The sequence below is a fragment of the Aromatoleum aromaticum EbN1 genome, assembly GCF_000025965.1.
Classification (GTDB): Bacteria; Pseudomonadota; Gammaproteobacteria; order Burkholderiales; family Rhodocyclaceae; genus Aromatoleum; species Aromatoleum aromaticum.
Genome location: NC_006513.1, coordinates 3,235,262 through 3,259,977, shown reverse-complemented (window position 1 = coordinate 3,259,977; position 24,716 = coordinate 3,235,262). Strand labels below are relative to the sequence as shown.

Sequence of the window (24,716 nt, the reverse complement as noted above, 5' to 3'; positions counted from 1 at the left end):
CACCCACCTACCAACGTTTGTCAGGAGCCGTATCCAGCAGCGGCCGCAGTCGTTCAGCAATTGCCTCGCGCGCCCGGAAAATCCGGGACCGAACCGTCCCGATGGGACAGTCCATGATGCTCGCGATCTCTTCGTAGCTAAGGCCTTCCAGTTCTCTCAGCATGATCGCGGTGCGCAGTTCCTCGGGCAGCGCCTCCATCGCCTCGTCCACCGTCTGCCCGATCTGGCGCGTCATCATCAGCCGTTCGGGCGTATTGATGTCGCGCAGGTTGTCGCCTTCCTCGAAGGTTTCCGCCTCTTCCGAATCGAATCCGGTCGAAGTCGGGGCACGACGGCTCTGGGAGACCAGGTAGTTCTTAGCGGTGTTGATTCCGATCCGGTAAAGCCAAGTGTAAAAAGCACTGTCGCCCCTGAAAGAACCCAAGGCCCGGTAAGCCTTGATGAACGTCTCCTGGGCGACGTCCTCCACCTCGGCAGAATCGCGAATCAACCGCGAAAGCAGCCTGTGCAGCTTGCGTTGGTATTTTGTTACCAGCAAGCCGAAGGCTTGCTTGTCGCCGCGCTGAACGCGTTCGACAAGCTGCTGATCAATTTCGCGATCGCTCATGAGCGGGTCGTTTCTCTAGGTTGGGCAAAATCCGCGCCAGTATAACGACCGCCCATGAGTCCGGCAAAGCCGAAGCTATTGCAAGAGACACAGCCTTCCAGGAATAGTTCAGACGGTGAAGGGGTCTTGTGATTCGGGCGGATCCGATGTAAGCGCGGATTCCGGCCTCTGCCTGCGACGTGCTATATTTCGGCGCGCGACCGATCCTGGATGCTCACGACCTTGTCAATACAATACGACGTACTCATTCTCGGCAGTGGCGCTGCCGGCCAATCGCTGGCGCTGCGCCTTGCGGACCACCTGCGCGTTGCGCTGGTGACCAAACGTTCCATCGCGGATAGCGCGAGTTCCTGGGCCCAGGGCGGCATTGCGGCGGTACTCGACGCCACCGACAGCATCGAAGCTCATATACAGGACACCTTCACGGCGGGCGCAGGCCTTTGCGACCCGGCTGCGACCCGCTTTGTCGTGGAACACGGCAAAGCTGCGATCGAATGGCTCATACGCTGGGGCGTTCCCTTCACCCGGGAAGACCAGTCCGCGATCGGATACCACCTGACGCGCGAAGGCGGGCACTCCCATCGCCGCATCATCCATGCTGCCGATGCCACCGGAGCCGCCGTCCAGGCCACGCTCACCGAACGCGTCTGCGCCCATCCGAACATCCACATCCTCGAAAACCATATCGCGATCGACCTGATCCTCGGCGACAAGGTCGGACGCAGTGGCGAAGGCTGTCTCGGGGCGTACGTGCTCGACATCGCCGACGGACGCGTGATCACGATCGCGGCGCGCAGCACGGTACTCGCGACCGGAGGCGCCGGCAAGGCCTACCTCTACACGACGAATCCGGACGTCGCCACCGGCGACGGGATCGCGATGGCCTGGCGCGCCGGCTGTCGCGTCGCGAACCTCGAGTTCATCCAGTTTCATCCGACCTGCCTCTACCATCCCCAAGCCAAGTCGTTCCTGATTTCGGAGGCTGTCCGCGGCGAAGGGGGGATCCTGAGGCTCCCTGATGGCACACGCTTCATGCCGGAGCACGACCCTCGGGCGGAGCTTGCCCCGCGCGACGTCGTGGCCCGCGCAATCGACTTCGAGATGAAGAAACGCGGCCTCGACTGCGTCTATCTCGATATCAGCCACAAGCCGGCCGACTGGCTGCGGGAACATTTCCCGAATATCCACGCGCGCTGCCTCGAACTCGGCATCGACATGACGCACGAAGGCATTCCCGTCGTCCCGGCGGCCCATTACACCTGCGGCGGCGTCGTCACGGACCTCGCCGCTCGTACCGACGTCGCCGGCCTCTATTGCGTGGGCGAATCAGCGTGCACCGGCCTGCACGGCGCGAACCGGCTCGCGAGCAACTCGCTGCTCGAATGCCTGGTATTCGGGGAAGCTGCCGCGAAAGACATCCAGGCGCGTCCCCGCGACCCGATCGCGGCACTGCCCGAGTGGGACGAGAGCCGGGTCACCGACGTCGATGAAGAGGTCGTGATTGCCCACAACTGGGCAGAACTGCGGCGAGCGATGTGGGACTACGTCGGCATCGTCAGGACAACGAAGCGCCTGCAGCGCGCTCAGCACCGGATCCGCCTGCTGACGAGCGAGATCAATGAGTTCTACTCGAACTTCCGCGTGACCAACGATCTCATCGAACTGCGCAATCTGGTCGTCACTTCCGATCTCATCGTGCGCTGCGCGCTCGAGCGCAAGGAAAGCCGCGGCCTGCACTTCTCGCGCGACTATCCGGAAATGCTCGACGAGGCTCTCCCGACGATCCTGCAGCCCCAGAAAACCTGATCCTACGATCGACCGCTCGGGTTTTCGCGCACCTGCGCCCCTTCCGGGGCGGCGCGAATCTTCTGCCGCAACCAGATACGCAGCCCACGCCAGTGTCCACGAGGCAGGTTATCAGGTAGCAGCATGATCGACCCGCGACAGCGCGAACCGACCCCCTCCGCCTCGTCGCGTCGCCACTGCAGCCACACTGCCCATCCGAAATCGGTGCAGCCTGTCTCCGGCGCCAGCGTCGCCACTTCGCAGCCGTCGCGAAGCGTTCCATCGTTCTCGAGGGTCAGCACTCGGCCCGTTTTGCGCCACTCGACGCGCAGGCCGGCGAAGAGCGATACGGCAAGCACGAAAAGAACAGGATAGAGAGCCAGCGCCGAAAGCGATGAACGCAGAAACGCGATCGCCGCGATCGTATGGATCGCGGCGATCATGACCAGTGCCTGCCGGGATGGCCTGAGCGGCAGTTCGAGCGGATAGCGCATGCGCAGCGCTATCCCGTCCGTTCAGATGCGACGAAACGCCAGCGTGCCGTTCGTGCCACCGAAGCCGAACGAATTCGAAAGCGCTGCCCGGATCTCCATCGGACGCGCCTTGTTCGCGACGTAATCAAGGTCGCACCGCTCGTCCTGCTCGAAAATGTTGATCGTCGGCGGAGCGATCTGGTTGTGCAGGGCCAGCGCGGTGAACACCGCTTCGACACCTCCCGCGGCGCCGAGCAGATGGCCGGTCATCGACTTGGTGGAGTTCACCACGATCGATCTTGCCCGATCGCCGAAACAGCGCTTTACCGCGGTCGTTTCGGCCAAGTCTCCAAGGGGCGTCGAAGTGCCGTGGGCGTTGACGTAGTCGATCTCCTCGACCGTCATGCGCGCATCGCGCATCGCGTTCGCCATGCAGCGCGCGGCGCCGTCACCGTCCTCGGCCGGTGCAGTCATGTGATAGGCATCGGCGCTCATGCCGTAGCCGGATATTTCGGCGTAGATCCGGGCGCCCCGCGCCTTCGCGTGCTCGTACTCTTCGAGGACCAGCACGCCGGCCCCTTCGCCGAGCACGAAACCGTCGCGCCCCTTGTCCCATGGACGGCTGGCAGTAAGCGGATCATCGTTGCGCGTCGACAACGCCTTCGCGGAGGCGAAGCCGCCAACGGCGAGCGGAGTGACGGTGGATTCCGCGCCGCCGGCCACCATCACATCGACATCCCCGTACTGGATGAGCCGCGCTGCCTCGCCGATGCAGTGCGTCGCCGTGGTGCATGCGGTAACCATCGCCAGGCACGGACCCTTCAGTCCGAGCATGATCGACAGGTTGCCGGCGATCATGTTGATGATCGTGCCGGGAATGAAGAAAGGGGAAATCTTGCGTGCCCCGCCCTTGAGGAAATCGTCGTGGGTCGCTTCGATCATCGGCAAGCCGCCGATTCCCGACCCGAGGTTGACCCCTATGCGTTCCGCATTGGAGGCGGTAACGTCCAGCCCGGCATCCCTGAACGCCTGGATGCCTGCGGCCAGGCCGTAGTGGATGAAAACATCCATACGACGCGCCTCCTTCGGAGACAGGTAGGCGCCAATGTCGAAACCCCTCACTTCGCCGGCGATCCTGACCGGGAAGCTGGAAGCATCGAAACGCGTGATTTCGCCGATGCCGGAGCGGCCGTTGACAATGTTGTCCCAGGCCTCCGGAACGGTATTACCGACCGGCGAGATGATTCCGAGACCGGTAATGACGACTCTGCGACGGGTCAATGTTCGCTCCGGTAATCAGATTTATTTCTTCAGATGAGCGGTGACGTAGTCAATCGCCTGCTGAACCGTGGTGATCTTCTCGGCCTCTTCGTCCGGGATTTCGCACTCGAATTCTTCTTCCAGCGCCATGACCAGTTCCACGGTGTCCAGCGAATCCGCGCCCAGATCGTCGACGAAAGACGACTCGGTCTTGATCTCCGATTCGTTCACGCCAAGCTGCTCGGCGACAATCTTCTTGACGCGCTGTTCGATGTTCTCCATGAACAAACTCCTTCCCTGAATGATCCAGATATGAATAAAAAAGCCGGCGTATTCTACCAAAAAGGATGGCAACCGCTATCGCGGCCGGCGCTCACGACATGTACATACCACCATTCACGTGCAGGGTCGTCCCGGTAACGTAAGCAGCGGCGGGTGAAGCGAGGAAGGCGACCGCCGCGGCGATCTCCTCCGGTCGGCCCAGACGACCGAGCGCAATGTTGCCCAACAGCGCGTCGCGCGCGGCTTCTGGCAGTGCCCGGGTCATGTCGGTGTCGATGAATCCGGGGGCAACACAATTGACTGTGATGTTGCGACTGCCCAGTTCGCGCGCGAGTGCGCGGCTCATGCCGGCCACTCCGGCCTTTGCTGCCGCATAGTTTGCCTGTCCCGGATTGCCGGCGCTGCCGACCACCGAAGTGATGTTGATGATGCGCCCGCCGCGCGCCTTCATCATCCCGCGCATGACCAGGCGTGACATACGGAAAACGGACTTGAGATTGGTGTCGATCACCACCTCCCATTCATCGTCCTTCATGCGCAGCGCGAGATTGTCGCGCGTGATGCCCGCATTGTTCACGAGAATGCCGATCGCGCCAAAACGCTTTTCGACCTCTCTGACCGCTGCCTCGCAGGCAGCGCCGTCGGTCACATCGAGCGCCAGACCGCAGCCTTCGGTGCCGGCTTCGCGCAGACTTTTGCCGATTTCCGCCGCGCCCGCTTCCGAAGTCGCGGTCCCGACGACCGTGGCGCCGAGACGACCGAGTTCGAGCGCGACTGCGCGGCCGATACCGCGTGAAGCGCCCGTGACCAGCGCCACTGCCCCGTTCAGGGTTGAATTTGTTGCGCTCATTTGACCGCCGCGATCGAGAGTTCGAGACTGGCGGCGTCGTGAATCGAGCCGCCCTGGAGATCGCCTGCGATCCGCTTGGTCATCCCCGCGAGCACTTTGCCGGGGCCGCATTCGAAGACGTGGCCGACGCCACGACGGGAAATTTCCTGCACGATCTCGATCCAGCGCACCGGCGAGAACGCCTGCCTGACCAGCGCGTCGCGGATTGCTGCCGGATCGTTGCACACTGCGACATCGACGTTGTTCAGCACCGCGATCTCGGGCGACGCGATCGCGACCGTCGCGAGGCGCTCGGCCAACCGCTCGGCTGCCGGCCTCATCAGCGCGCAGTGGAACGGAGCGCTGACCGGCAACAGCATCGCGCGCTTCGCGCCGCGCCCCTTCGCTGCCTCGATCGCGCGTTCGACTGCACCTTTCGCTCCGGCGATGACGATCTGCCCCGGCGCGTTCAGGTTCGCCGCTTCGACGACCTCGCCGCGGGAGGCCTCGGCGCATGCTTCGCGGACCGCATCGACGTCGAGGCCGAGCAGCGCTGCCATTGCCCCTTCGCCTGCCGGAACCGCCTCCTGCATCGCCTGCGCGCGAAAGCGCACCAGCGGCACAGCGTCCTTGAAGCTCAGCGCTCCGGCGGCGACCAGCGCGGAATATTCGCCGAGGCTGTGGCCGGCGACGAGCGAGGGCTTCGGCCCGCCGGCGGCCAGCCACGCGCGGTACGCGGCGACCCCGGCGGTGAGCATCAGCGGCTGGGTATTCACCGTCAGCGCGAGCCGCTCTGCCGGCCCCTCGCTCACCATCTGCCACAAATCCTCGCCGAGAGCATCCGATGCTTCGGCAAAGGTGTCGCGAATCTCGGCCCGCTCACCGTAGGCCGACATCATGCCGACCGATTGCGACCCCTGTCCCGGAAAAACCAGCGCAAAAACCATCGTATCCGTCCTGTATCAGAATTGGAGCAGCGCCGCGCCCCACGTGAAGCCCCCGCCTACCCCTTCGATGATGAAGCGGTGCCCCGGCCGGATACGGCCATCGCGGACGGCGAGGTCGAGCGCCAGCGGAATCGATGCCGCGGAAGTGTTGCCGTGGTGATCGACGGTCGTGATCACTTTGTCCATCGAAACGCCGAGACGGCGCGCAGTCGCCTGCAGGATGCGGATATTCGCCTGATGGGGAATCAGCCAGTCCACGGAGTCCACCGTGACACCTGCCTGATCGAGCACTTCCAGCGCGACGTCGCCCAGCACCCGGACCGCGAACTTGAACACGGCCTGGCCGTCCATGCGCAGGAACGGGTCGCCGACGACCTGGCCGGCCGCCACCGCACCCGGAACGCAGAGAATCGGATGATGGCTTCCGTCGGCATGCAGCGCGCTCGCGAGGATTCCCGGCGCCTCGGCCGCTTCGAGCACGACCGCGCCGGCGCCGTCACCGAACAGGACGCAGGTGCCGCGATCCGACCAGTCGAGAATGCGCGAGAACACTTCGGCGCCGACGACCAGCGCGCGCTTGTGGCTACCGGAGCGGATGAACTTCTCGGCGATCGTCAGCCCATAGACAAAACCGCTGCAAACCGCCTGCACGTCGAACGCGGCAGCGCCATTGCGAATGCCGAGCTTCGACTGGAGCAGTGCGGCGGTGCTGGGAAAGATGCAGTCGGGCGTGGAGGTCGCGACGATGATCAGGTCGATGTCGTCGGGCCGCACTCCTGCCGCGTCGAGGGCGCGCTCGCTCGCCGTCTTGGCCAGATCGCTCGACGACATTTCCGCCGACGCCAGATGTCGGCTGCGGATTCCGGTCCGTTCGATGATCCATTGGTCCGACGTATCGATACCGCGCGCCACCAGGTCATCGTTGGTTATCGGCTCGCCCGGCAGAAAGCTGCCAGTTCCGGCGATCCGTGCGTAGATCATGCTGCTACCCCCATAGCCGTCATCCGTTCGGTAATGCGCTCGATCAAGCGGTTCGATGCCGCTTCGGCGGCGCGGTGGATTGCCTGCTCGAACGCGAACGCATCGGCCGAGCCGTGACTCTTGACGACTACGCCGCGCAATCCGAGCAGCGCCGCCCCGTTGTACCGGCGGTGATCGACACGATGCTTGAAGCGCTTGAGCGCCGGCATCGCGATCAGTGCCATCGCCTTGCTGAGGAGATTGCGACTGAATTCCTCGCGCAGAAAAGTCGCGAGCATCTGCGCCAGGCCTTCGGAGGTCTTCAACGCGACATTGCCGACGAATCCGTCGCACACCACGACGTCGGTCGTACCCTTGTAGATGTCGTCACCTTCGACGTTGCCGTAGAAATTCAGGCCGCTCGTCTTCAGCAACTCCGCGGCCCGCTTCACCACCTCGTTGCCCTTGATCGCTTCCTCGCCAATATTGAGGAGGCCAACTGTTGGCCGGTCGAGATGCTCGACAGCCGACACCAGCATTGCGCCCATGATGCCGAACTGGAGCAGATGCTCGGGCAGGCAGTCGACGTTGGCACCCAGATCGAGGACGTACGTCTGTCCCTTGCGCGTCGGCAGAATCGTCGCGATCGCCGGCCTGTCGATTCCCGGCAAGGTTTTCAGCACGAAGCGCGAAATCGCCATCAACGCGCCGGTGTTGCCGGCCGACACTGCAGCCTGCGCCTCGCCGGACTTGACGAGGTCGATCGCGACGCGCATCGACGAATCCTTCTTCGAGCGCATCGCAATGGCTGGAGGATCATCCATTGCGATGACTTCCGACGCGGCACGGAGCGAAAGCCGCTCGCCGAATCCGTTCCCGATGGCGCCCATCGCCTGCTCGAGCGCATCCTGGCGCCCGACGAGGACGATGCGGGCTTCGGGATGATTGCGCAGAAACGCCCGCGCAGCAGGAACGGTCACGGCCGGGCCATGATCGCCACCCATGCAGTCGATCGCAACGGTGACACCCATCGGCTTCTCGCGTGGCTCAAACAATTGATTCGGATGAAAAAACGGCGCAGGCGCACAAGGCGCCGCGCCGTTTCCGGTGACCGGACTTATTCGCCCTTGGCCTTGACGACCTTTTTGCCGCGATACACGCCGCTCGGGCTGATATGGTGACGCAGATGCACTTCACCGGTGGTCGGCTCGACCGCCAGCGGCGGATCGGTCAGAAAATCGTGCGCACGGTGCATGCCACGCTTCGAAGGGGACTTCTTGTTCTGCTGAACAGCCATGAAACGCTCCTAATACAAATATCGCGCCTAAGTTGCGCTATCGCTCTTGCGAAGCTTCTCGAGCGCAGCAAAAGGCGATTTCTTTTCCGCCCCGTCCGACGGACGTGGCACGTCACACTTTTCATGCCGCGGCGCTATGGGCACCGCGAGTACGATTTCGTCCTCGACGAGCGCCAGGACATCCAGATCCGGCGTCGCTTCGATCGCATCGAATTCATCGTTTTCCAGCTCGCCTTCCGGGATCGCCTGCCCCGGCCTGACCAGTTCGAGCAGCGTCTCGACGTTCAACGGCCAATCCATCCGCCCCAGGCACCGCTGACACCGCAACGGGAACACACCGCTCGCGCGCAGCCTGAGGCGCGACTTGCGATCCACTCCCAGCTCCCCGGACAGTTCATAGGCGACTTCCCCGGAGGTGTCGACGATCACATCCACGAGCCGCTCCAGATCCGCAGACGGGATTGTGCCGGACAGCTTGCGCCCCTCGGCGGCAAACTTGAACGGATCCGGGATAAGGCATCGTTGCGACATAAGGCGCGCATGATATTATTTTCGGCTTGCCCTGTCAAAATAGCTGACGCAGCCGTGCGATATTCGAAACTCGTCCTCGCCTCGACCTCCGCGTACCGGCGCCTGCTGCTCGAGCGCTTCCAGCTACCGTTCGAGACGGCCCGCCCCGACGTCGATGAAACGCCCTTGCCCAACGAGATGCCGCCGGATACTGCGAATCGCCTCGCCGTCGAGAAAGCGCGCGCGGTCGCGGTGCGCCATCCGGATGCGCTGGTCATCGGCAGTGACCAGGTCGCCGCCCTGAACGGCGAAATCTTCGGCAAGCCCGGAACGGTCGCGGCCGCCATCGGACAGCTGCAGCGCATGCGCGGGGCGACGGTGATATTCCATACCGCAGTGGCCGTGGTCAACGCACGCACTGGACAGGTCCGCTGCGAGAACGTGCCGACGCGGGTGAAGTTTCGCGAGCTGTCCGACGACGAGATCGTTCGTTACGTCGACAAGGAGCGTCCGCTCGACTGCGCCGGCAGCGCGAAGTCCGAAGCGCTGGGAATCACGCTGCTCGACTCGCTGTCCGGCGACGATCCGACGGCGCTGGTCGGCCTGCCGCTGATCGCGCTGTCGCGCATGCTGCGGGCCGAAGGCCTCCTGCTGCCATGAAGCCGCCATCGGGAACGTTGTTCCTGGTGCCCGTGAGCCTCGGCGACACGTCGTGGACGCGCTTCCTGCCGGCCGAAGCGCAGCGCATCGCGACAGGCATCCGTCACTTCGTCGTCGAAAACGCCAAGACGGCGAGAGCCGAACTCAAGCGCCTCGAACATCCGACACCATTGCGCGAGCTCGACATCCGCGTCCTGCCCGAGCGGGACAGCGACGCCGAGCTCGACGCGCTGCTCCAGCCGGCGCTTGCCGGGGAACACATCGGGCTGATGTCCGAAGCCGGCTGCCCGGCCGTTGCCGATCCGGGAGCGCGGCTCGTGGCCCGCGCGCATGCGCTCGAGATCCCGGTCCGTCCGCTGGTTGGGCCTTCGTCGATCCTGCTCGCGCTGATGGCCTCGGGGCTCAATGGCCAGAGCTTCGCGTTCAACGGCTATCTCCCGGTGGCCGAAGGCGAGCGCGACCGGAGCATTCGCCAACTCGAAGACGAGTCACGCCGGCTGCAGCGCACGCACATCTTCATCGAGACGCCCTACCGCAACGAGCGGCTCCATGAAGCGCTGCTCGCGGTCTGCCACCCCACTTCGCGCCTCTGTGTCGCACGCAACCTGACGACCGACGACGAATGGATCCGCACCCGCAGCATCGCTGAATGGCAGCGCGCGCCGAAGCCGGATCTTGCGCGGCGCCCTGCTCTCTTCCTCATTCTGGCCCGCTGATCCGCCCCCCTTCGAGCAACTCCGCCGACGCATGGATCAGTAAATCAGGCGTTGTCCCGCAGCCATGCTGCCAGCTCTTCGGGAGTCGCGAGGACCTCGACGGGCGCCTCCGCCTCGAGTGCCGCGCGCGGATGGGCGCCGAACGCCACCGCCAGCGACTGGACGCCGGCATTTTTCGCCATCTGCAGGTCGTGCGTGGTGTCGCCCACCATCAGCGTGCGGTGCTTCGCAATTCCGAGTTCGTCCATGATCTCTTCGAGCATTGCCGGATGAGGCTTCGAAAAACATTCGTCGGCGCAACGCGTGGTGTGGAAATACGGTCCCAAGCCGGTCTGCTCCAGCGCCCGCCCGAGCCCGAGCCGGCTTTTGCCGGTTGCAACCGCAAGGCTGCGTCCCATCGCCGCAAGCTGCGCAATCATCGCGGCGGCGCCGGGGAAAAGCGTCAGCTCGTGATCGCGTGACAGGTAATGAAAGCGATAACGTTCGACCATCAGCGGATAGTCGCTTTCGGCCAGTTCAGGCACCGCATGGCGCAACGCGTCCGACAGACCGAGGCCGATCACGTGGCGTGCACGCTCTTCCGACGGCTCGGGCAGGTTCAGGTCGCGCGATGCGGCCAGGATTGCCGCGACGATCGCCGCCGCCGAATCCATCAACGTACCATCCCAGTCGAAAACGATGAGGTCGTAGCGGTCAGGCATGCTTGCGCGGCTCCGTGGTGTCGAGGTGGACGAGGAAGGACTGCAATTCGGCGGGCAGATCAGCTGTCAGCGTGATCGCCTCGCCCGTCAGCGGGTGGGCGAAGGACAGCCGTGCGGCGTGCAGGAACATCCGCTTCAGGCCTTCGGCTTCGAGGGACTTGTTCAGCGCAAAATCCCCGTACTTGTCGTCGCCGCACAGCGGAAAACCCAGATGGGCGAGGTGGACCCTGATCTGGTGCGTGCGTCCGGTCTTGAGTTCGACTTCGAGGAGGCTGAACCGCGACCACCGCCGGACCAACCGCACGATGCTGTGCGAGGCCTTTCCGTCGCCGCTCACCCTCACGCGCCGTTCGCCTTCGGCGGTGAGGTACTTGAACAGCGGTTCCTTGATGTGCTGCAGCGGGTTCGCCCAGCGGCCGGGGACGAGCGTCAGGTAACGCTTTTCGACGCGCCCCTCGCGCATCATGTCGTGCAGGGCGGTCAGCGCCGAGCGTTTCTTCGCGATCACCAGCAAACCGGAGGTCTCGCGGTCGATGCGATGCGCGAGTTCGAGCAGCCGCGCGTCGGGGCGCTGGCTGCGCAGCTGCTCGATGACGCCGAAGCTCACGCCGCTGCCGCCATGCACCGCCTTGCCCGACGGTTTATCGACCACCAGCAGCGCTTCATCCTCGAATACAACCGGCAGCGGTTCTCCGGCCGGAGCGGGCCCGCTTGTCGTCTTCTCCGCGAGACGGATCGGAGGAATACGGATTTCGTCGTTCTCCGCGAGACGGTACGTCGGGGCGACTCGCCCGCCGTTCACCCTGACCTCGCCGCTGCGCAGGATGCGATAGACGTGGCTCTTCGGCACGCCTTTGCAGATCCGCAACAAGTAGTTGTCAATACGCTGGCCGGCAGCTGCCTCGTCCACCCGCTCGCGCCGCACCGCAATCGCTTTGCCTTGTTCCATCATCCTGAAATATACTTGGTCCCGGTTAGCCCCGGTTGCAGTCGAAGTCCCTCGCGCACGAAAGCGGATGCGGACGGACGACAACGAGCCCGAATGCGAGCTCCCGGGCAACCAAAACGTGCCAGCGCTGCCAAAAAAGGCATTGATGGTAACGCAATCGACAAACTTCGATCCATTTGATTGAATCTAGACGCGTAACGCACACGCAGGATCAAGGGTTCCGGCCTTCGGCGGGAACACGCGAGAATTCGACCAGCCGACCCATCACTGCCCATTACCGACCAGAAAAAAGTAGGCATCACTACCCGCTCCTGATCTCGTAGTAAGCGCGATGGTGCGCGCCGTTCGTCCTGCCCGTGGGTTCCGCGCGGGGGAACGACATAAATGAAGCGCATGCTTTTCAACGCGACGCAGGCCGAGGAATTGCGCGTCGCGATCGTGGACGGTCAGAAACTGATCGACCTCGATATCGAATCGGCCGCGAAGGAGCAACGCAAGAGCAACATCTACAAGGCCGTCATCACCCGCATCGAACCGAGTCTTGAAGCGGCATTCGTCGATTATGGCGGCGAACGACACGGATTTCTGCCGTTCAAGGAAATTTCCCGCACCTATTTTGCCCCCGGTGCCGATGCTGGCAAGGTCCGAATCCAGGAGGCCCTGAAGGAAGGGCAGGAACTCATCGTCCAGGTCGAAAAGGACGAACGGGGCAACAAGGGCGCGGCGCTCACCACCTACATCTCGCTGGCGGGCCGTTACCTTGTCCTGATGCCGAACAACCCGCGCGGCGGCGGCGTATCGCGCCGCGTCGAGGGTGACGAGCGCACCGAGCTGCGTGACGTCATGGATCAGCTCGAGATTCCTTCCGGCATGAGCCTGATCGCACGCACGGCCGCGATCGGGCGCAATGCCGAAGAGCTGCAGTGGGACCTGAACTACCTGCTGCAACTGTGGCGCGCGATCGATGGCGCAGCACAGTCACAATCCGGCGCGTTCCTGATCTACCAGGAAGGCAGCCTCGTGATCCGCGCGATCCGCGACTATTTCCAGCCCGAGATCGGCGAAATCCTGATCGACACCGACGACGTGTATGAACAGGCGCGGCAGTTCATGTCACACGTGATGCCGGCCAACGTAAACCGCGTCAAGCGCTACAGCGATGACGTGCCGCTGTTCTCGCGCTTCCAGATCGAGCACCAGATCGAATCCGCGTACTCGCGCCAGGTCACCTTGCCAAGCGGCGGAGCAGTCGTCATCGACCACACCGAGGCGCTGGTATCGATCGACGTGAACTCCGGGCGCTCGACCAAAGGCGCGGACATCGAGGAAACCGCGTTTCGAACCAACCTCGAAGCGGCCGAGGAAATCGCGCGCCAGCTGCGTTTGCGCGACCTCGGCGGCCTGATCGTCATCGACTTCATCGACATGGAGTCGCAAAAGAACCAGCGCGAAGTCGAAGGCCTGCTGCGGGACGCGCTGCGGCACGATCGCGCGCGCGTCCAGACTGGCAAGATCAGCCGCTTCGGCCTGCTCGAACTGTCGCGCCAGCGCCTGCGCCCGGCGCTTGCCGAAACCAGCTATATCCCGTGCCCGCGCTGCAACGGCACCGGCCACATCCGCAGCACGGAATCGTCGGCACTGCACATCCTGCGTATCCTGGAAGAGGAGGCGATGAAGGAAAACACCGGCGCCGTGCATCTGCAGGTCCCGGTCGACGTCGCGACCTTCCTGCTCAACGAGAAGCGCGTGGACATCGCTCATATCGAGGTTCGCCACAAGATCCAGCTGATCATCATCCCGAACCGCCACCTGGAAACACCGCACCACGAAATCATTCGTCTGCGCCATGACCAGCTGAACCAGGAAGAGGTCGCGCTGGCGAGCTACCAGATGGTCGGCAAACCTGCGGAAATCGATCTGCGGCTGCCGTCGAAGGAGGACACCAAGCCGCCCCGCGCGGAAGCGGTCGTGAAGGGAATCTCGCCGGCCCAGCCTGCCCCGATCGTCGAACCGAAAACCGAGCCGGTGGTGGCGCCCGGCCTCGCCCCAAAGCCCGCCGGACTGTTCCAGCGGCTGTTCGGCTGGCTGCGCAGCGAGAAGCCTGCTGTGACGCCGCAAATGGCTCCGGAAATTGCCCCGAAGCCGGAGTCCCGTCCGCGGGCTGAGCGCAGCGATACTCGCCGCGGCAACAATCGCAACCGTCGCGACGGCCAGCAACGCACCGAACGGGGTGAGCGTGACGAGTCGACATCGGCCGCCCAAACTGCAAGAGGGCCGGTGCGCGGCGAACGCGCGGAGCGGCCCGAACGGTCCGAGCGTACGGAACGATCCGACACCGGCGTCGACCGCGGCGACAGGCCGGCACGTCCGGAGCGTGACAACGGCGGGCGTACACGCCAGGGCCGTGGTCAGCGCACCCAGCCGAAGCAGGGTGAGGCCGCGGTAGTGGACAACGTCGTGGAATCGCCGGCCAGTACTATCACAATCGCCCCCGCCCCGCTCGCACAGATGGAGGCTGCCGCCATCGTTCCCGCAGCCGAAGACGGCACCCCCGAGAAGCGCCGTCGCCGCAGCCGTGGCCGCCGCGACCGGCGCGGGACTGAACAGCAGGCAGAAGTCGCTGCATCGGGCGATGAAACCGGAGATACCTGGGCCGAAACGGCTGTGCCGAGCATCGAAACAGCACCGGAAACGACACAAGCCACCAGTGCCGAGCCGGTTGCCGAAGTGGCTGCCGAGCTGCCCTTGGCTGCCGCGGAAACTACCGCCCCGCTGCCTGTCGCCGTCACCTCGCCGGAATCCATTGCGGTCACCGCCGAAGCTGCACCGTTGCCTGTCTCGTTGCATCCGGCAACCAGCATCGAGGCTGAATCGCCGGCGGAAGCCGAGCCGGTGACGCTGGAAACTGCCGCAGAACCGGTCGCCGAAAGAGAAGCTGCAATTGAACCGGCACTCGAAGCGAAAATTGCACCGGAAGCAGCGATCGAAGCTGCCGAGCGTGCGCGCGAATCGCTGCAGGCCGGCCTCATGGAACCTCTCGTCCATGCAGACACCGAACCGGTACAGGTATCCGCGGGCGAGGAATTGGTCGAGGCCGAGGCCGAGGCCGAGGCCGAGCAGGCGCCTACTGCGGCTCCCGCGCAAAATGTCGTCGCGCCGGAAACCGAAGTCGCCGTGACCGAAGCCGAAGTCAGGACGGCCGAGTCCCGGTTGTCCTCCGCTCCGATCGACCTGGGGGTGAACCTGGCCGAAAGCGGCCTGGTGATGATCGAGACCAGCCGCGACAAGGTCCAGGAGCTGGCGAGCACGGCGGACGAGACGCCTGCCCGGCCGCTGGGACGCCGCCCGCGTCCGGCACCGGTCATCGTCAACGAACCGCTGCAGCAGGTCGAAACCCACTCCAAATAAGCCTTGCGGCGTTTGGCGCAAATGGGGCCCTCCTCGCGGACGGCCCCATTTTTTCGCGCTGCAGCCCGGGAATACCGCAATGCCGGAAGCGGCAGGCGGGCTCTGATTCACCTCAACGCCCGACAATCTCCTCGAGCAGACCTTCGACGGCATCCTCGCAGTAATTCAGCACCGCCTCGAAACCGTTCTCGCCCCCGAAGTAGGGATCGGGCACTTCGCTCAGCTGGTGCTTGCGGGCGTAGTCCATGAACAGCTGCAGTTTCGGCCGATAAACTTCCGGGCAGAGGCCGCGCATGGTCTCCAGATGGGCCGCATCCATTGCCAAAAGCAGGTCGAAATTCTGGAAATCGGCCATCTCCAGTTTTCGCGCCCGCAGCGAGGAAAGATCGTAGCCGCGCTTTCCTGCGGCTTTTCGGGCGCGCGGGTCGGGAAGCTCCCCGACATGGGCGCCGTAGGTTCCGGCGGAGTCCACCATGATTGTCGCGGACAGTCCGGCAGCTTCGATCCGGTGACGGGCTATGCCTTCGGCGGTCGGAGACCGGCAGATATTGCCCGTGCAGACAAACAGGACTTTCGTCAATCTTTTCTCCTTCATGGGGTGCCGTGCTGGTCGGCACCGAACGTCCGCTGCCGCAGGCGGAACAGCTCATCGCGTGCGGCGGCCGCTTTCTCGAACTCCAGGTTGCGGGCGTGCTCCTGCATTTCCTTTTCCAGTTTACGGATCGATTTTGCCACGGTCTTCTCGTTCATCGAAAAGTACTCGGGCGGCGGTTCGGCCACGCTCCGCCCGTCGCGCTCCACGTCACCTCCATAGACACCGTCGATGATGTCCTTGATCCGCTTGCTCACTGTCTTCGGCACGATGCCGTTTGCCTGGTTGAACGCGATCTGCTTGACTCGCCGTCGTTCGGTCTCGTCGATTGCCGCGCGCATCGACCGAGTCACGACATCCGCGTAGAGGATGGCACGGCCGTTGATGTGCCGCGCGGCCCGCCCGATCGTCTGGATCAGCGAGCGTTCCGAGCGCAGAAAGCCTTCCTTGTCGGCGTCGAGGATCGCGACCAGCGACACCTCAGGGATGTCCAGCCCCTCGCGCAACAGGTTGATGCCGACGAGCACATCGAACTTTCCGAGGCGCAGGTCGCGGATGATCTCGACGCGCTCGACCGTGTCGATGTCGGAGTGCAGGTAGCGGACGCGAATTCCGTTCTCGGCGAGATAGTCGGTCAGATCCTCCGCCATGCGCTTGGTCAGCGTCGTGACCAGCACGCGCTCGCCGACTGCGATGCGGCGCTTCGCTTCGGACAGCAGGTCGTCGACCTGGGTGGTCGCCGGCCGCACGTCGATCGCCGGGTCGATCAGCCCGGTCGGACGCACGACCTGCTCCACCACCTGTCCCTGGTGTTCGGCTTCATAGGTCGAGGGCGTCGCCGAGACGAAAATCGTCTGCGGCATCAGGCGCTCGAATTCCTCGAATTTGAGCGGACGGTTATCGAGCGCGGACGGCAGCCGGAAACCGTAGCCGACGAGGTTTTCCTTGCGCGAACGATCCCCCTTGTACATGCCGCCGACTTGCGGAATCGACACGTGCGACTCGTCGACGAACAGCAGCGCATCCGACGGCAGATAGTCGATCAGCGTCGGCGGCGGCTCGCCCTGCCCGCGTCCCGAGAGGTGACGCGAGTAGTTCTCGATGCCCTTGCAGAAGCCCATCTCGTTGAGCATTTCGAGATCGAAGCGGGTGCGCTGCTCGATGCGCTGCGCTTCGACGAGCTTGCCCGAAGTCTGGAACCAGGCCGACCGGTCCCGCAGTTCGTCCTTGATCGCCTCGATCGCCTTCAGCACCGTCGCGCGCGGCGTCACGTAGTGGCTGGACGGATACACCGTGAAGCGCACGAGCTTCTGCTTCAGGTGCCCGGTGAGCGGGTCGAACAGCGTCAGGTGCTCGACTTCGTCGTCGAACATCTCGATGCGCACCGCAAGTTCGGCGTTCTCGGCCGGAAATACGTCGATGACGTCGCCGCGCACGCGGAAAGTGCCGCGGCGAAAATCGATGTCCGACCGCGTATACTGCATCGCGACGAGACGCTGCACGAGGTCGCGATGCGCGATGCGCTCGCCTTCGCGCAAGTGCAGGATCATCGCGTGATAGTCAACGGGGTCGCCGATGCCGTAAATGCACGACACGGTCGCGACGATGACGACATCGCGCCGTTCCATCAGGCTTTTCGTCGCCGACAGGCGCATCTGCTCGATGTGCTCGTTGATGCTCGAATCCTTCTCGATGAAGAGGTCGCGCGACGGCACGTAGGCTTCGGGCTGGTAATAGTCGTAGTACGAGACGAAATACTCGACGGCGTTTTCGGGGAAGAACTCGCGGAATTCCGCGTAGAGCTGCGCGGCCAGCGTCTTGTTCGGCGCGAGCACGAGCGCCGGCCTGCCGCAACGGGCGATGACGTTCGCCATCGTGTACGTCTTGCCCGAGCCGGTGACGCCGAGCAGGGTCTGGTACATCAGTCCGTCGCCGATGCCCTCGGTGAGCAGCTCGATCGCCGCAGGCTGGTCACCGGCGGGCGGGAATGGCTGGTGAAGGCGGAACGGGCTATCCGCGAAAGTGATCACCGGAACGCTGTCGGTCGAACTCGTCATGCTAAAATTTCCGGCTGTTTCAGGCGCTTGCCGGGTTGCCGTCCAGGACGGAATGGCCGCGACAAGAGGCCTATTATTTCCCAAAACGCGGCTCAAAGCACGGCACACTGGACCCGGATCTCGAGACGAGGCTTCGGGCCGGACCGCGCGCCCGCCCAACCTGGAGTTGTATATGCCTTCGATCTTCGCCGCCGTCGAGATGGCGCCTCGTGACCCGATTCTCGGCCTGAACGAGGCCTTCAACACCGACACCCGCACCGACAAGGTCAACCTTGGTGTCGGCGTCTATTACGACGACAACGGCAAGATTCCGCTGCTGGCCGCAGTGAAGGCTGCCGAAAAGGCGCGCCTCGAGGCCATGCCGCCGCGTGGCTACCAGCCGATCGAAGGCGCTCCGGCCTACAACAACGCGGTGCAGAACCTGCTGTTCGGCAAGGATTCCGCACTGATTGCAAACGGTCAGGTGGTGACGATACAGGCGCTCGGCGGCACCGGGGCGCTGAAAGTCGGCGGCGACTACCTGAAGCGGCTGAATCCGGCTGCAACCGTCTACATTTCCGATCCCAGCTGGGAAAACCACCGCGCGATCTTCGAGTCCGCCGGTTTCGCGGTCGACACCTACCCGTACTACGATCCGGCGACGCGCGGCGTGAACTTCGCGGGCATGAAAGCGAAGCTCGGCGAACTGGCTGCCGGCGCCGTCGTCGTGCTGCACGCGTGCTGCCATAACCCGACCGGCGCCGACCTCACCGAAGCGCAGTGGGGCGAAGTGGTCGAGGCCTGCCGCGCGCGCGGCCTCGTGCCCTTCCTCGACATGGCGTATCAGGGTTTCGCCGACGGCATCGAGCCGGATGCAGTCGCGGTGCGCCTGTTCTCCGCCAGCGGCCTGCAGTTCTTCGTCTCCAGTTCGTTCTCGAAGTCGTTCTCGCTGTACGGCGAGCGCGTCGGCGCGCTGTCGATCGTCACTGCGGACAAGGACGAAGCCGGTCGCGTCCTGTCGCAGGTCAAGCGCGTCATCCGCACGAACTACTCGAACCCGCCTACCCACGGCGGCGCAGTCGTCGCTGCCGTGCTCAACGCCCCCGAACTGCGCCAGATGTGGGAAGACGAGCTCGCCGGCATGCGCGATCGCATCCGCGCGATGCGCGTTGGCCTGGTCGAGAGCCTCAAAGGCGCCGGCGTCGCCCAGGATTTCTCTTTCGTCATCGAGCAGCGCGGCATGTTCTCCTACACCGGCCTGTCCGCCGCTCAGGTCGAGCAGCTGAAGAACGAGTTCGGCATCTACGCGGTGTCGACGGGACGGATCTGCCTCGCGGCGCTGAACTCGCGCAATATCGGCTACGTCGCGAAGGCGATCGCGTCGGTCGCGAAGGCGTGAAAATCCTCCTGGTCAAATATTGACGGGTCCGCGTCGGATATCTATACTGCGCCGCTCAATTCCCCGATAGCTCAGTCGGTAGAGCAACGGACTGTTAATCCGTGTGTCCCTGGTTCGAGCCCAGGTCGGGGAGCCAAAAATTCGGTCCGGCGGTTTTCGCCGGACACCTTACCGATCCCCGATAGCTCAGTCGGTAGAGCAACGGACTGTTAATCCGTGTGTCCCTGGTTCGAGCCCAGGTCGGGGAGCCAGAAAAAGCAGGACAAGGCCAGCCTTCACCGGTTGGCCTTTTTCTTTTTCCGCGGCCCGTTTCCGGCCGACTCACGTTGATATGCTGCCGCGGCTTCGCCCGATCGATGGCTTCGGGGTCGTCCGGACTTCGGCAGCGGACCTCGGAGACAGCGCGTATTCGCTTACCATTGATCGGCTTTATGGGTCCGGTATCCTGTGCCCGGGCTGACGGTGAATAGGTAACGTGAAATGTCGCACGCAGAGATTAAAAGAAAGCTTGCCAGTAGTCGAAAGGACCTCCTCGACATTGGGCTGCGCAACACGATGATCAATTTTCGCAGCGGCCCCAGGAGCCTGGCGATCATCGGTGAGCGCTCCGAGCAGATCCTTCAGCTCCTGTACCGGCAGAACAAGGCCATGACGTTCGTGCCCGCACCCGAGAAAAAAACGAAGGGCGGGAAAGAGACCGGGAACAGCGTCGTCAGGACAGACTCCGTTCAGGGCCCGGCCGTGGAGTCGGGTGAAGAGCGCGAGGAAGTCGATGCGCCGGCCCCGGACGCGGCGACGATGGCCCTCGTCGCAGAACTCGACGGCGTCGATTGGCCGGATGAGGACGTCGCCGGCAGTATCACCGCGCAGCACACGGATACCAAGCTGCAGACGGCTCTTTCCGAGGAACGGCTATTCCTCAGCCTGCTGAAAATTCACACCGAAGCGCAGGCCTTCATCCAGGAGCAAGGGGTAAACATCCTTTTTCTTGCGCTGGGTTTCCTGCATTGGTACGAGGCGGAATCCTCCGACAAGCTTCGCAAGGCGCCGTTGCTGCTCGTGCCCGTCGAGCTGTCCCGGACCGGCACCCGGGATGTCTTCCGGCTGCGCTACAGCGACGACGACCTCATTCAGAACCTGTCGCTGGCGGCGAAGCTCAAGACGGACTTTGCGCTCGATCTGCCGCAGTACATGGCTGATGCGAACGCCGACGCCTCCGAGATGCCGGGCACCGAATCGTTCCACGAGGCCGTTTCCGCGTGCATCTCGAAGCAGCCCCGCTGGAAAGTGGTACGCGACGAGATCCACCTCGGTTTTTTCTCGTTCGGCAAATTCCTGATGTTCAACGACCTCGACGAGGCAGTCTGGCCCGAGGACAAGCGGCCCAGCGAACATCCGGTTCTCGGGCGCCTGCTCGGCGAAGGCTTTTCGAACGAAGTGGCTTTCGTCGCCGAGGACACCCGCCTCGACACGATCATCGAGCCGGGCGAAGTGCGCTTCGTGCGCGACGCCGACAGCAGCCAGACGATGGCGATCCTCGAGGCGCGGGAAGGCCGCAACCTGGTGATCCAGGGGCCACCGGGCACAGGGAAATCCCAGACCATCACGAACATCGTCGCCGAGCTGTTGGCGGGCGGCAAAAAAGTGCTTTTCGTTGCCGAGAAAATGGCGGCGCTCGAAGTGGTCAAGCGCCGCCTCGACGAGTGTCACCTGGGCGACGCGGTTCTCGAACTGCACAGCCACAAGGCGACCAAGCAATCGGTGATTCGGGAGCTCGAACGCACTTTGCAGCAAGGTCGACCGCTGGCCGCCGACGGCGCGGACGACCTGGCGGCGCTCAAGACAGTGCGCGACGAGCTGAATGCGTATTGCGAAGCAGTCAATACGGCCACCGGCACGCGCGCAATCCCCTTCATCACCGCGCTGGGCCATTATTTGCGCATCAGGCGCACGCATGAGAGCTTGCCGGCATGGTCCTTCGAGCCGATGAAGGCCTGGTCCCAGCGAGACTACGCCCGCGCCCGCGAGAAGGTCGCGGAGCTGGCGCGTCACGTGCGGGAAAACGGCCGGCCGTCGCTCAACACATTCCACGGGACTGCGTGCACGACGTTCTCGCCCGTCCAGCAGGCGCAGGTCACGGAGGAGCTCCGGCACATCGTCACGGTGCTGGCGCGCCTGCTGGAGTCGGCCGGGCAGCTGGCTGCTCGCTTCGGACTCGAACACCCGGCCACGCTCCAGGATGTCGACGTGATCTGTCGCACGGCGCGGCGTGCGGCCGAAGCGCCCCCGCTCAGCGGCATGCGGCTGGATAGCGCAGCGTGGAAGGCGGCGCCGGAGTCCATTCGGGCGCTCGTCGCGGCTGGCCGCCTGATGGCTTCGATGCGCGCCGCGCACGACGGGATGCTGATCGAACAGGCATGGGAGCAGGATCTGCTGACCGAGCGCCAGCACCTCGCGCAGCTGGGCGAAAAGTGGTGGCGCGTTTTCTCGGGCGCCTATCGACGTGCCCGTGCCCGCCTTCAGGGCCTGTGCAAAAAGCCGCCGCCCAAGGACAACGCCTCGGCGCTCGCACTGGTAGACCACATCCTCGGCTACCAGCTGGGCAAGCGCAGCTACGACCAGCATCTCGCGCTCGGTGAAACGCTTTTCGGCGCCCAATGGGTGGGCGAACGTTCCGACTGGGAAGCCCTCGGGCGGTCGAGCGAATGGGTCATCGCCCTCCACGACGACATCGGCAAAGGGCTTCTGCCTGCCGGCATCGTCGACTTCCTTGCCGGCCACTCCGATGCCGACAGTCCGGGCACTTCGATCGCAACGATCCTCGCCGCTGCCAGCGACTTGCGGACGCGGCTCACGACGATCGTCGCCCTTCTGGGTTTCGCCCGGAACCGGCCGGCGTCCACGCTCCTCGACTCCCCTTGTGCCGAGCTGCGCGAGCAGCTTTCGACGTGGCTCGAGGCGGTGCCGACGATCTACGAGACGATCCGCTTCAACGCCCTTCACGACGAACTCGCCGCGCTCGGATTGCCCGAGGTGGCGCAGGCGGCAGCGGACTGGGAGCGCGACGCGGACGACCTCGTTCATGCGTTCGACTACAGTTGGTACGCGGGGCTCGTCGCCCAGGCCTACGGCGCCTCGCCTGCGCTCGCCCGGTTCGACCGGATCAAGCAGGCGCACCTCATCGACCGCTTCCGCCACCTCGACCAGCTGTCCCTGGGCCACGCGCAGGCCGGCCTCGCCAAGCGGATATGGGAGATCCAGCCGCGTCTTTCCGATCCGGGAGAGATGGCCGTCGTGCGCAACGAGGCCAACAAGAAGCGGCGCCTCATGCCGATCCGCCAGCTCATGGATCAGGCCGGCCGCGCGGTGCAGGCGATCAAGCCTGTCTTCATGATGAGCCCGATGTCCATCGCCAGCTTCCTGCCGCCCGGCAAAGTCGAGTTCGACGTCGTCATCTTCGACGAAGCCTCGCAGGTGAAAGCGGTCGATGCGTTCGGCGCGCTGCTGCGGGGGCGGCAGGCGATCGTCGTCGGCGACACGCGCCAGATGCCGCCCACCGATTTCTTCGGGCGCGACGTCGAAGTCGACGAAGAGGACAACGTGACCGCCGACATCGAAAGCGTGCTGTCGCTCTTTCGCGCGCGCGGCGCCCAGGAGCGCTATCTCAGCTGGCATTACCGCAGCCGCCACGAATCGCTGATTGCCGTATCCAATGTCGAGTTCTACGAGCGCAGGCTCACGATCTTCCCGTCGTCGGGCACGAATGCGCTGGCTACGGGTTTGGAGATGGTTTGTCTTCCGCATGCGCTGTACGACCGGGGGCGCACGCGCACCAATCGCGAGGAAGCCCGCGCGGTCGCACAGGCGGTGATGGACCATGCGACAACGCACCCGGGCCTGTCGCTGGGCGTCGTGGCATTCAGCGTCGCGCAGCGCGACCTGATTCAGGTGGAGCTGGAGTTGTTGCGACGCAAATCACCCGGGCCGGAGCGGTTCTTCACCGAGGCCCATCCGACCGAGCCGTTCTTTGTCAAGAACCTGGAAAACGTGCAGGGCGACGAGCGTGACCGCATCTTCATCAGCATCGGGTACGGGCGCAACGAATCCGGACGTATCGCGAAAGAGTTCGGTCCGCTGAACCGCGAAGGTGGCGAGCGGCGCCTCAACGTACTCATCAGCCGCGCGAAGATGGGCATGACCGTCTTCAGCAACTTCCGCGGCGAGGAACTCGACCTCGACGAGACTGCGAGTCACGGCGTGCGGGCGCTCAAGCACTTCCTCAAGTACGCCGAGACCCGCGTGCTGGACATCCCGCGGGAAACGGGGCGTACCCCCGACTCGCCGTTCGAGCTGGAGGTGATGAGCGCGCTGCAGGCGCGCGGCTACCGGATCGAACCCCAGGTCGGCACGGCCGGATATTTCATCGACATGGCGGTCAAGGACCCGGAGCTGCCGGGTCGTTACGTCCTCGCGATCGAATGCGACGGGGCGGCCTATCACAGCTCACGTTCGGCTCGCGACCGGGACCGCCTGCGCCAGGGCGTTCTGGAAGGCCTCGGCTGGATCTTCCACCGGATCTGGAGCACCGACTGGTTTCGTGACCCGGGGCGTGAACTCGACCGCGCGATCGCCGCGATCGAGGCCGCGTGCGCACTACGCAAGGCGGCCCGCCCCGTTCAACCGGCCGTCAAGCCCGTGAACGCGCCGCTCATAGAGCGTGCGCAGCCGGACACGGAAACGACTTCGCCCGGCGTCGCGACTTACCGCAAAGCCGTTCTGCCGCGCTGGAAAGGCACCGAGGCGATCCATGAGGTCGGCCTCCCGCAACTGGCGGACCTCATGCAGAAGGTTGTGGCGATCGAAGCGCCTGTCCATGAAGCCGAGGTGACCCGGCGCCTCATGGAGGCCTTCGGCGTGAGCCGTGCCGGCAGTCGCATTACGCAAGCGGTCTCGAGGGCTGTCCAACACGGCGTGCGTTCCGGGCTGTTCAACCATGCGGGCGGATTCCTCCATACCGAGCCCCGCGGCGAGGTGCAGGCAAGAAGCCGCAGTGCCTTCGCGCCGGGCGAGCGCCGGATCGAATGGGTCTCACCGGAGGAACTGGACGCCGCGCTGCTGCAGGCGATCCAGGCCGGTTTCTCGATGGATCGGGATGCGGCCATCACCAGCGCCCTCGAGGCCCTGGGCTTCGGGCGCGCCTCGGCCAACATTGCCGGCGTCCTGGGTGAACGGCTCGACACGCTTCTCGCAACCGGCCGTATCCGGCTCGTCGCGGATCGCTATGCCGTAGCCTGAATTCAAGCCT

At 64.3% G+C, this 24,716-nt stretch carries 20 protein-coding genes and 2 tRNA genes; 8 read left to right on the top strand and 14 right to left on the bottom strand.

Annotation, left to right across the window (positions count from 1 at the left end):
• Positions 1-7: 7 nt before the first annotated feature.
• Entirely contained in the window at positions 8-607 is a 600-nt protein-coding gene (rpoE, locus tag EBN1_RS15475) for an RNA polymerase sigma factor RpoE (RefSeq protein WP_011238912.1), read from the bottom strand.
• Positions 608-817: 210 nt separating this feature from the next.
• Between rpoE and nadB the strand changes: the two genes are divergently transcribed.
• Complete coding sequence (nadB, locus tag EBN1_RS15470; protein WP_041646491.1) at positions 818-2,413, top strand: L-aspartate oxidase; 1,596 nt, start codon at positions 818-820, stop codon at positions 2,411-2,413.
• A 2-nt stretch (positions 2,414-2,415) separates the two neighbouring features.
• On the opposite strand, the gene EBN1_RS15465 is transcribed toward nadB, so the two are convergent.
• The 9 genes from EBN1_RS15465 to EBN1_RS15425 all read right to left on the bottom strand — a co-directional run bounded on the left by EBN1_RS15465 (position 2,416) and on the right by EBN1_RS15425 (position 8,875).
• Positions 2,416-2,886 (bottom strand): protein YgfX, encoded by a 471-nt coding sequence (locus EBN1_RS15465; protein ID WP_011238910.1) that lies wholly within the window; start codon positions 2,884-2,886, stop codon positions 2,416-2,418.
• A 21-nt stretch (positions 2,887-2,907) separates the two neighbouring features.
• Entirely contained in the window at positions 2,908-4,146 is a 1,239-nt protein-coding gene (gene fabF / locus EBN1_RS15460) for a beta-ketoacyl-ACP synthase II (protein ID WP_011238909.1), read from the bottom strand.
• Positions 4,147-4,167: 21 nt separating this feature from the next.
• Positions 4,168-4,407, bottom strand: a complete 240-nt coding sequence (gene acpP, locus EBN1_RS15455) for an acyl carrier protein (protein ID WP_011238908.1) — start codon at positions 4,405-4,407, stop codon at positions 4,168-4,170.
• A gap of 91 nt (positions 4,408-4,498) precedes the next feature.
• Complete coding sequence (gene fabG, locus EBN1_RS15450) at positions 4,499-5,257, bottom strand: 3-oxoacyl-ACP reductase FabG (RefSeq protein WP_011238907.1); 759 nt, start codon at positions 5,255-5,257, stop codon at positions 4,499-4,501.
• A complete protein-coding gene (gene fabD / locus EBN1_RS15445; protein WP_011238906.1) occupies positions 5,254-6,183 on the bottom strand; it encodes an ACP S-malonyltransferase in 930 nt (309 codons plus the stop codon). Before fabD ends, fabG begins: the two co-directional genes overlap by 4 nt.
• A gap of 15 nt (positions 6,184-6,198) precedes the next feature.
• Positions 6,199-7,164 (bottom strand): beta-ketoacyl-ACP synthase III, encoded by a 966-nt coding sequence (locus EBN1_RS15440; RefSeq protein ID WP_011238905.1) that lies wholly within the window; start codon positions 7,162-7,164, stop codon positions 6,199-6,201.
• Positions 7,161-8,174, bottom strand: coding sequence for a phosphate acyltransferase PlsX (gene plsX / locus EBN1_RS15435; RefSeq protein ID WP_011238904.1), 1,014 nt, complete (start codon positions 8,172-8,174; stop codon positions 7,161-7,163). The genes EBN1_RS15440 and plsX overlap by 4 nt, the downstream gene beginning before the upstream one ends.
• Before the next feature lie 86 nt (positions 8,175-8,260).
• Complete coding sequence (rpmF, locus tag EBN1_RS15430; RefSeq protein WP_011238903.1) at positions 8,261-8,440, bottom strand: 50S ribosomal protein L32; 180 nt, start codon at positions 8,438-8,440, stop codon at positions 8,261-8,263.
• A 27-nt stretch (positions 8,441-8,467) separates the two neighbouring features.
• Positions 8,468-8,875 carry a YceD family protein gene (locus tag EBN1_RS15425; protein WP_338390402.1) on the bottom strand — a complete coding sequence of 136 codons (408 nt, stop codon included), beginning with the start codon at positions 8,873-8,875 and terminating at the stop codon, positions 8,468-8,470.
• A gap of 105 nt (positions 8,876-8,980) precedes the next feature.
• Here EBN1_RS15425 and EBN1_RS15420 point away from each other — a divergent pair, with 105 nt between their 5' ends.
• Positions 8,981-9,610 (top strand): Maf family protein, encoded by a 630-nt coding sequence (locus tag EBN1_RS15420; RefSeq protein ID WP_011238901.1) that lies wholly within the window; start codon positions 8,981-8,983, stop codon positions 9,608-9,610.
• Positions 9,607-10,326, top strand: coding sequence for an SAM-dependent methyltransferase (locus EBN1_RS15415; RefSeq protein WP_011238900.1), 720 nt, complete (start codon positions 9,607-9,609; stop codon positions 10,324-10,326). Before EBN1_RS15420 ends, EBN1_RS15415 begins: the two co-directional genes overlap by 4 nt.
• 44 nt (positions 10,327-10,370) lie before the next feature.
• Here EBN1_RS15415 and EBN1_RS15410 read toward each other — a convergent pair whose 3' ends face one another.
• Together EBN1_RS15410 and EBN1_RS15405 are read right to left on the bottom strand one after the other, a co-directional pair.
• Positions 10,371-11,027, bottom strand: coding sequence for an HAD-IA family hydrolase (locus EBN1_RS15410; RefSeq protein ID WP_011238899.1), 657 nt, complete (start codon positions 11,025-11,027; stop codon positions 10,371-10,373).
• Positions 11,020-11,979, bottom strand: a complete 960-nt coding sequence (locus tag EBN1_RS15405; protein WP_041646486.1) for an RluA family pseudouridine synthase — start codon at positions 11,977-11,979, stop codon at positions 11,020-11,022. The genes EBN1_RS15410 and EBN1_RS15405 overlap by 8 nt, the downstream gene beginning before the upstream one ends.
• Positions 11,980-12,360: 381 nt before the next feature.
• On the opposite strand from EBN1_RS15405, the gene EBN1_RS15400 reads away from it, so the two are divergent.
• On the top strand, positions 12,361-15,384 hold the full coding sequence (locus EBN1_RS15400) for an Rne/Rng family ribonuclease (protein ID WP_011238896.1): 3,024 nt from the start codon (positions 12,361-12,363) through the stop codon (positions 15,382-15,384).
• Between the two features lie 112 nt (positions 15,385-15,496).
• On the opposite strand, the gene EBN1_RS15395 is transcribed toward EBN1_RS15400, so the two are convergent.
• Together EBN1_RS15395 and uvrB are read right to left on the bottom strand one after the other, a co-directional pair.
• Positions 15,497-15,964 carry a low molecular weight protein-tyrosine-phosphatase gene (locus tag EBN1_RS15395; RefSeq protein ID WP_041646484.1) on the bottom strand — a complete coding sequence of 156 codons (468 nt, stop codon included), beginning with the start codon at positions 15,962-15,964 and terminating at the stop codon, positions 15,497-15,499.
• Positions 15,965-15,975: 11 nt separating this feature from the next.
• Positions 15,976-18,033: an excinuclease ABC subunit UvrB gene (gene uvrB, locus EBN1_RS15390; protein ID WP_011238894.1), complete on the bottom strand. Its 2,058-nt coding sequence runs from the start codon at positions 18,031-18,033 to the stop codon at positions 15,976-15,978.
• Between the two features lie 172 nt (positions 18,034-18,205).
• Here uvrB and EBN1_RS15385 point away from each other — a divergent pair, with 172 nt between their 5' ends.
• From EBN1_RS15385 to EBN1_RS15370, 4 genes are all read left to right on the top strand, one after another.
• Positions 18,206-19,411 carry an amino acid aminotransferase gene (locus tag EBN1_RS15385; protein WP_011238893.1) on the top strand — a complete coding sequence of 402 codons (1,206 nt, stop codon included), beginning with the start codon at positions 18,206-18,208 and terminating at the stop codon, positions 19,409-19,411.
• A gap of 60 nt (positions 19,412-19,471) precedes the next feature.
• A tRNA-Asn gene (locus tag EBN1_RS15380) sits at positions 19,472-19,547 on the top strand.
• A 39-nt stretch (positions 19,548-19,586) separates the two neighbouring features.
• Positions 19,587-19,662, top strand: a tRNA-Asn gene (locus EBN1_RS15375).
• 229 nt (positions 19,663-19,891) lie between these two features.
• Positions 19,892-24,706: a DUF3320 domain-containing protein gene (locus EBN1_RS15370; protein WP_011238892.1), complete on the top strand. Its 4,815-nt coding sequence runs from the start codon at positions 19,892-19,894 to the stop codon at positions 24,704-24,706.
• Positions 24,707-24,716: the final 10 nt, after the last annotated feature.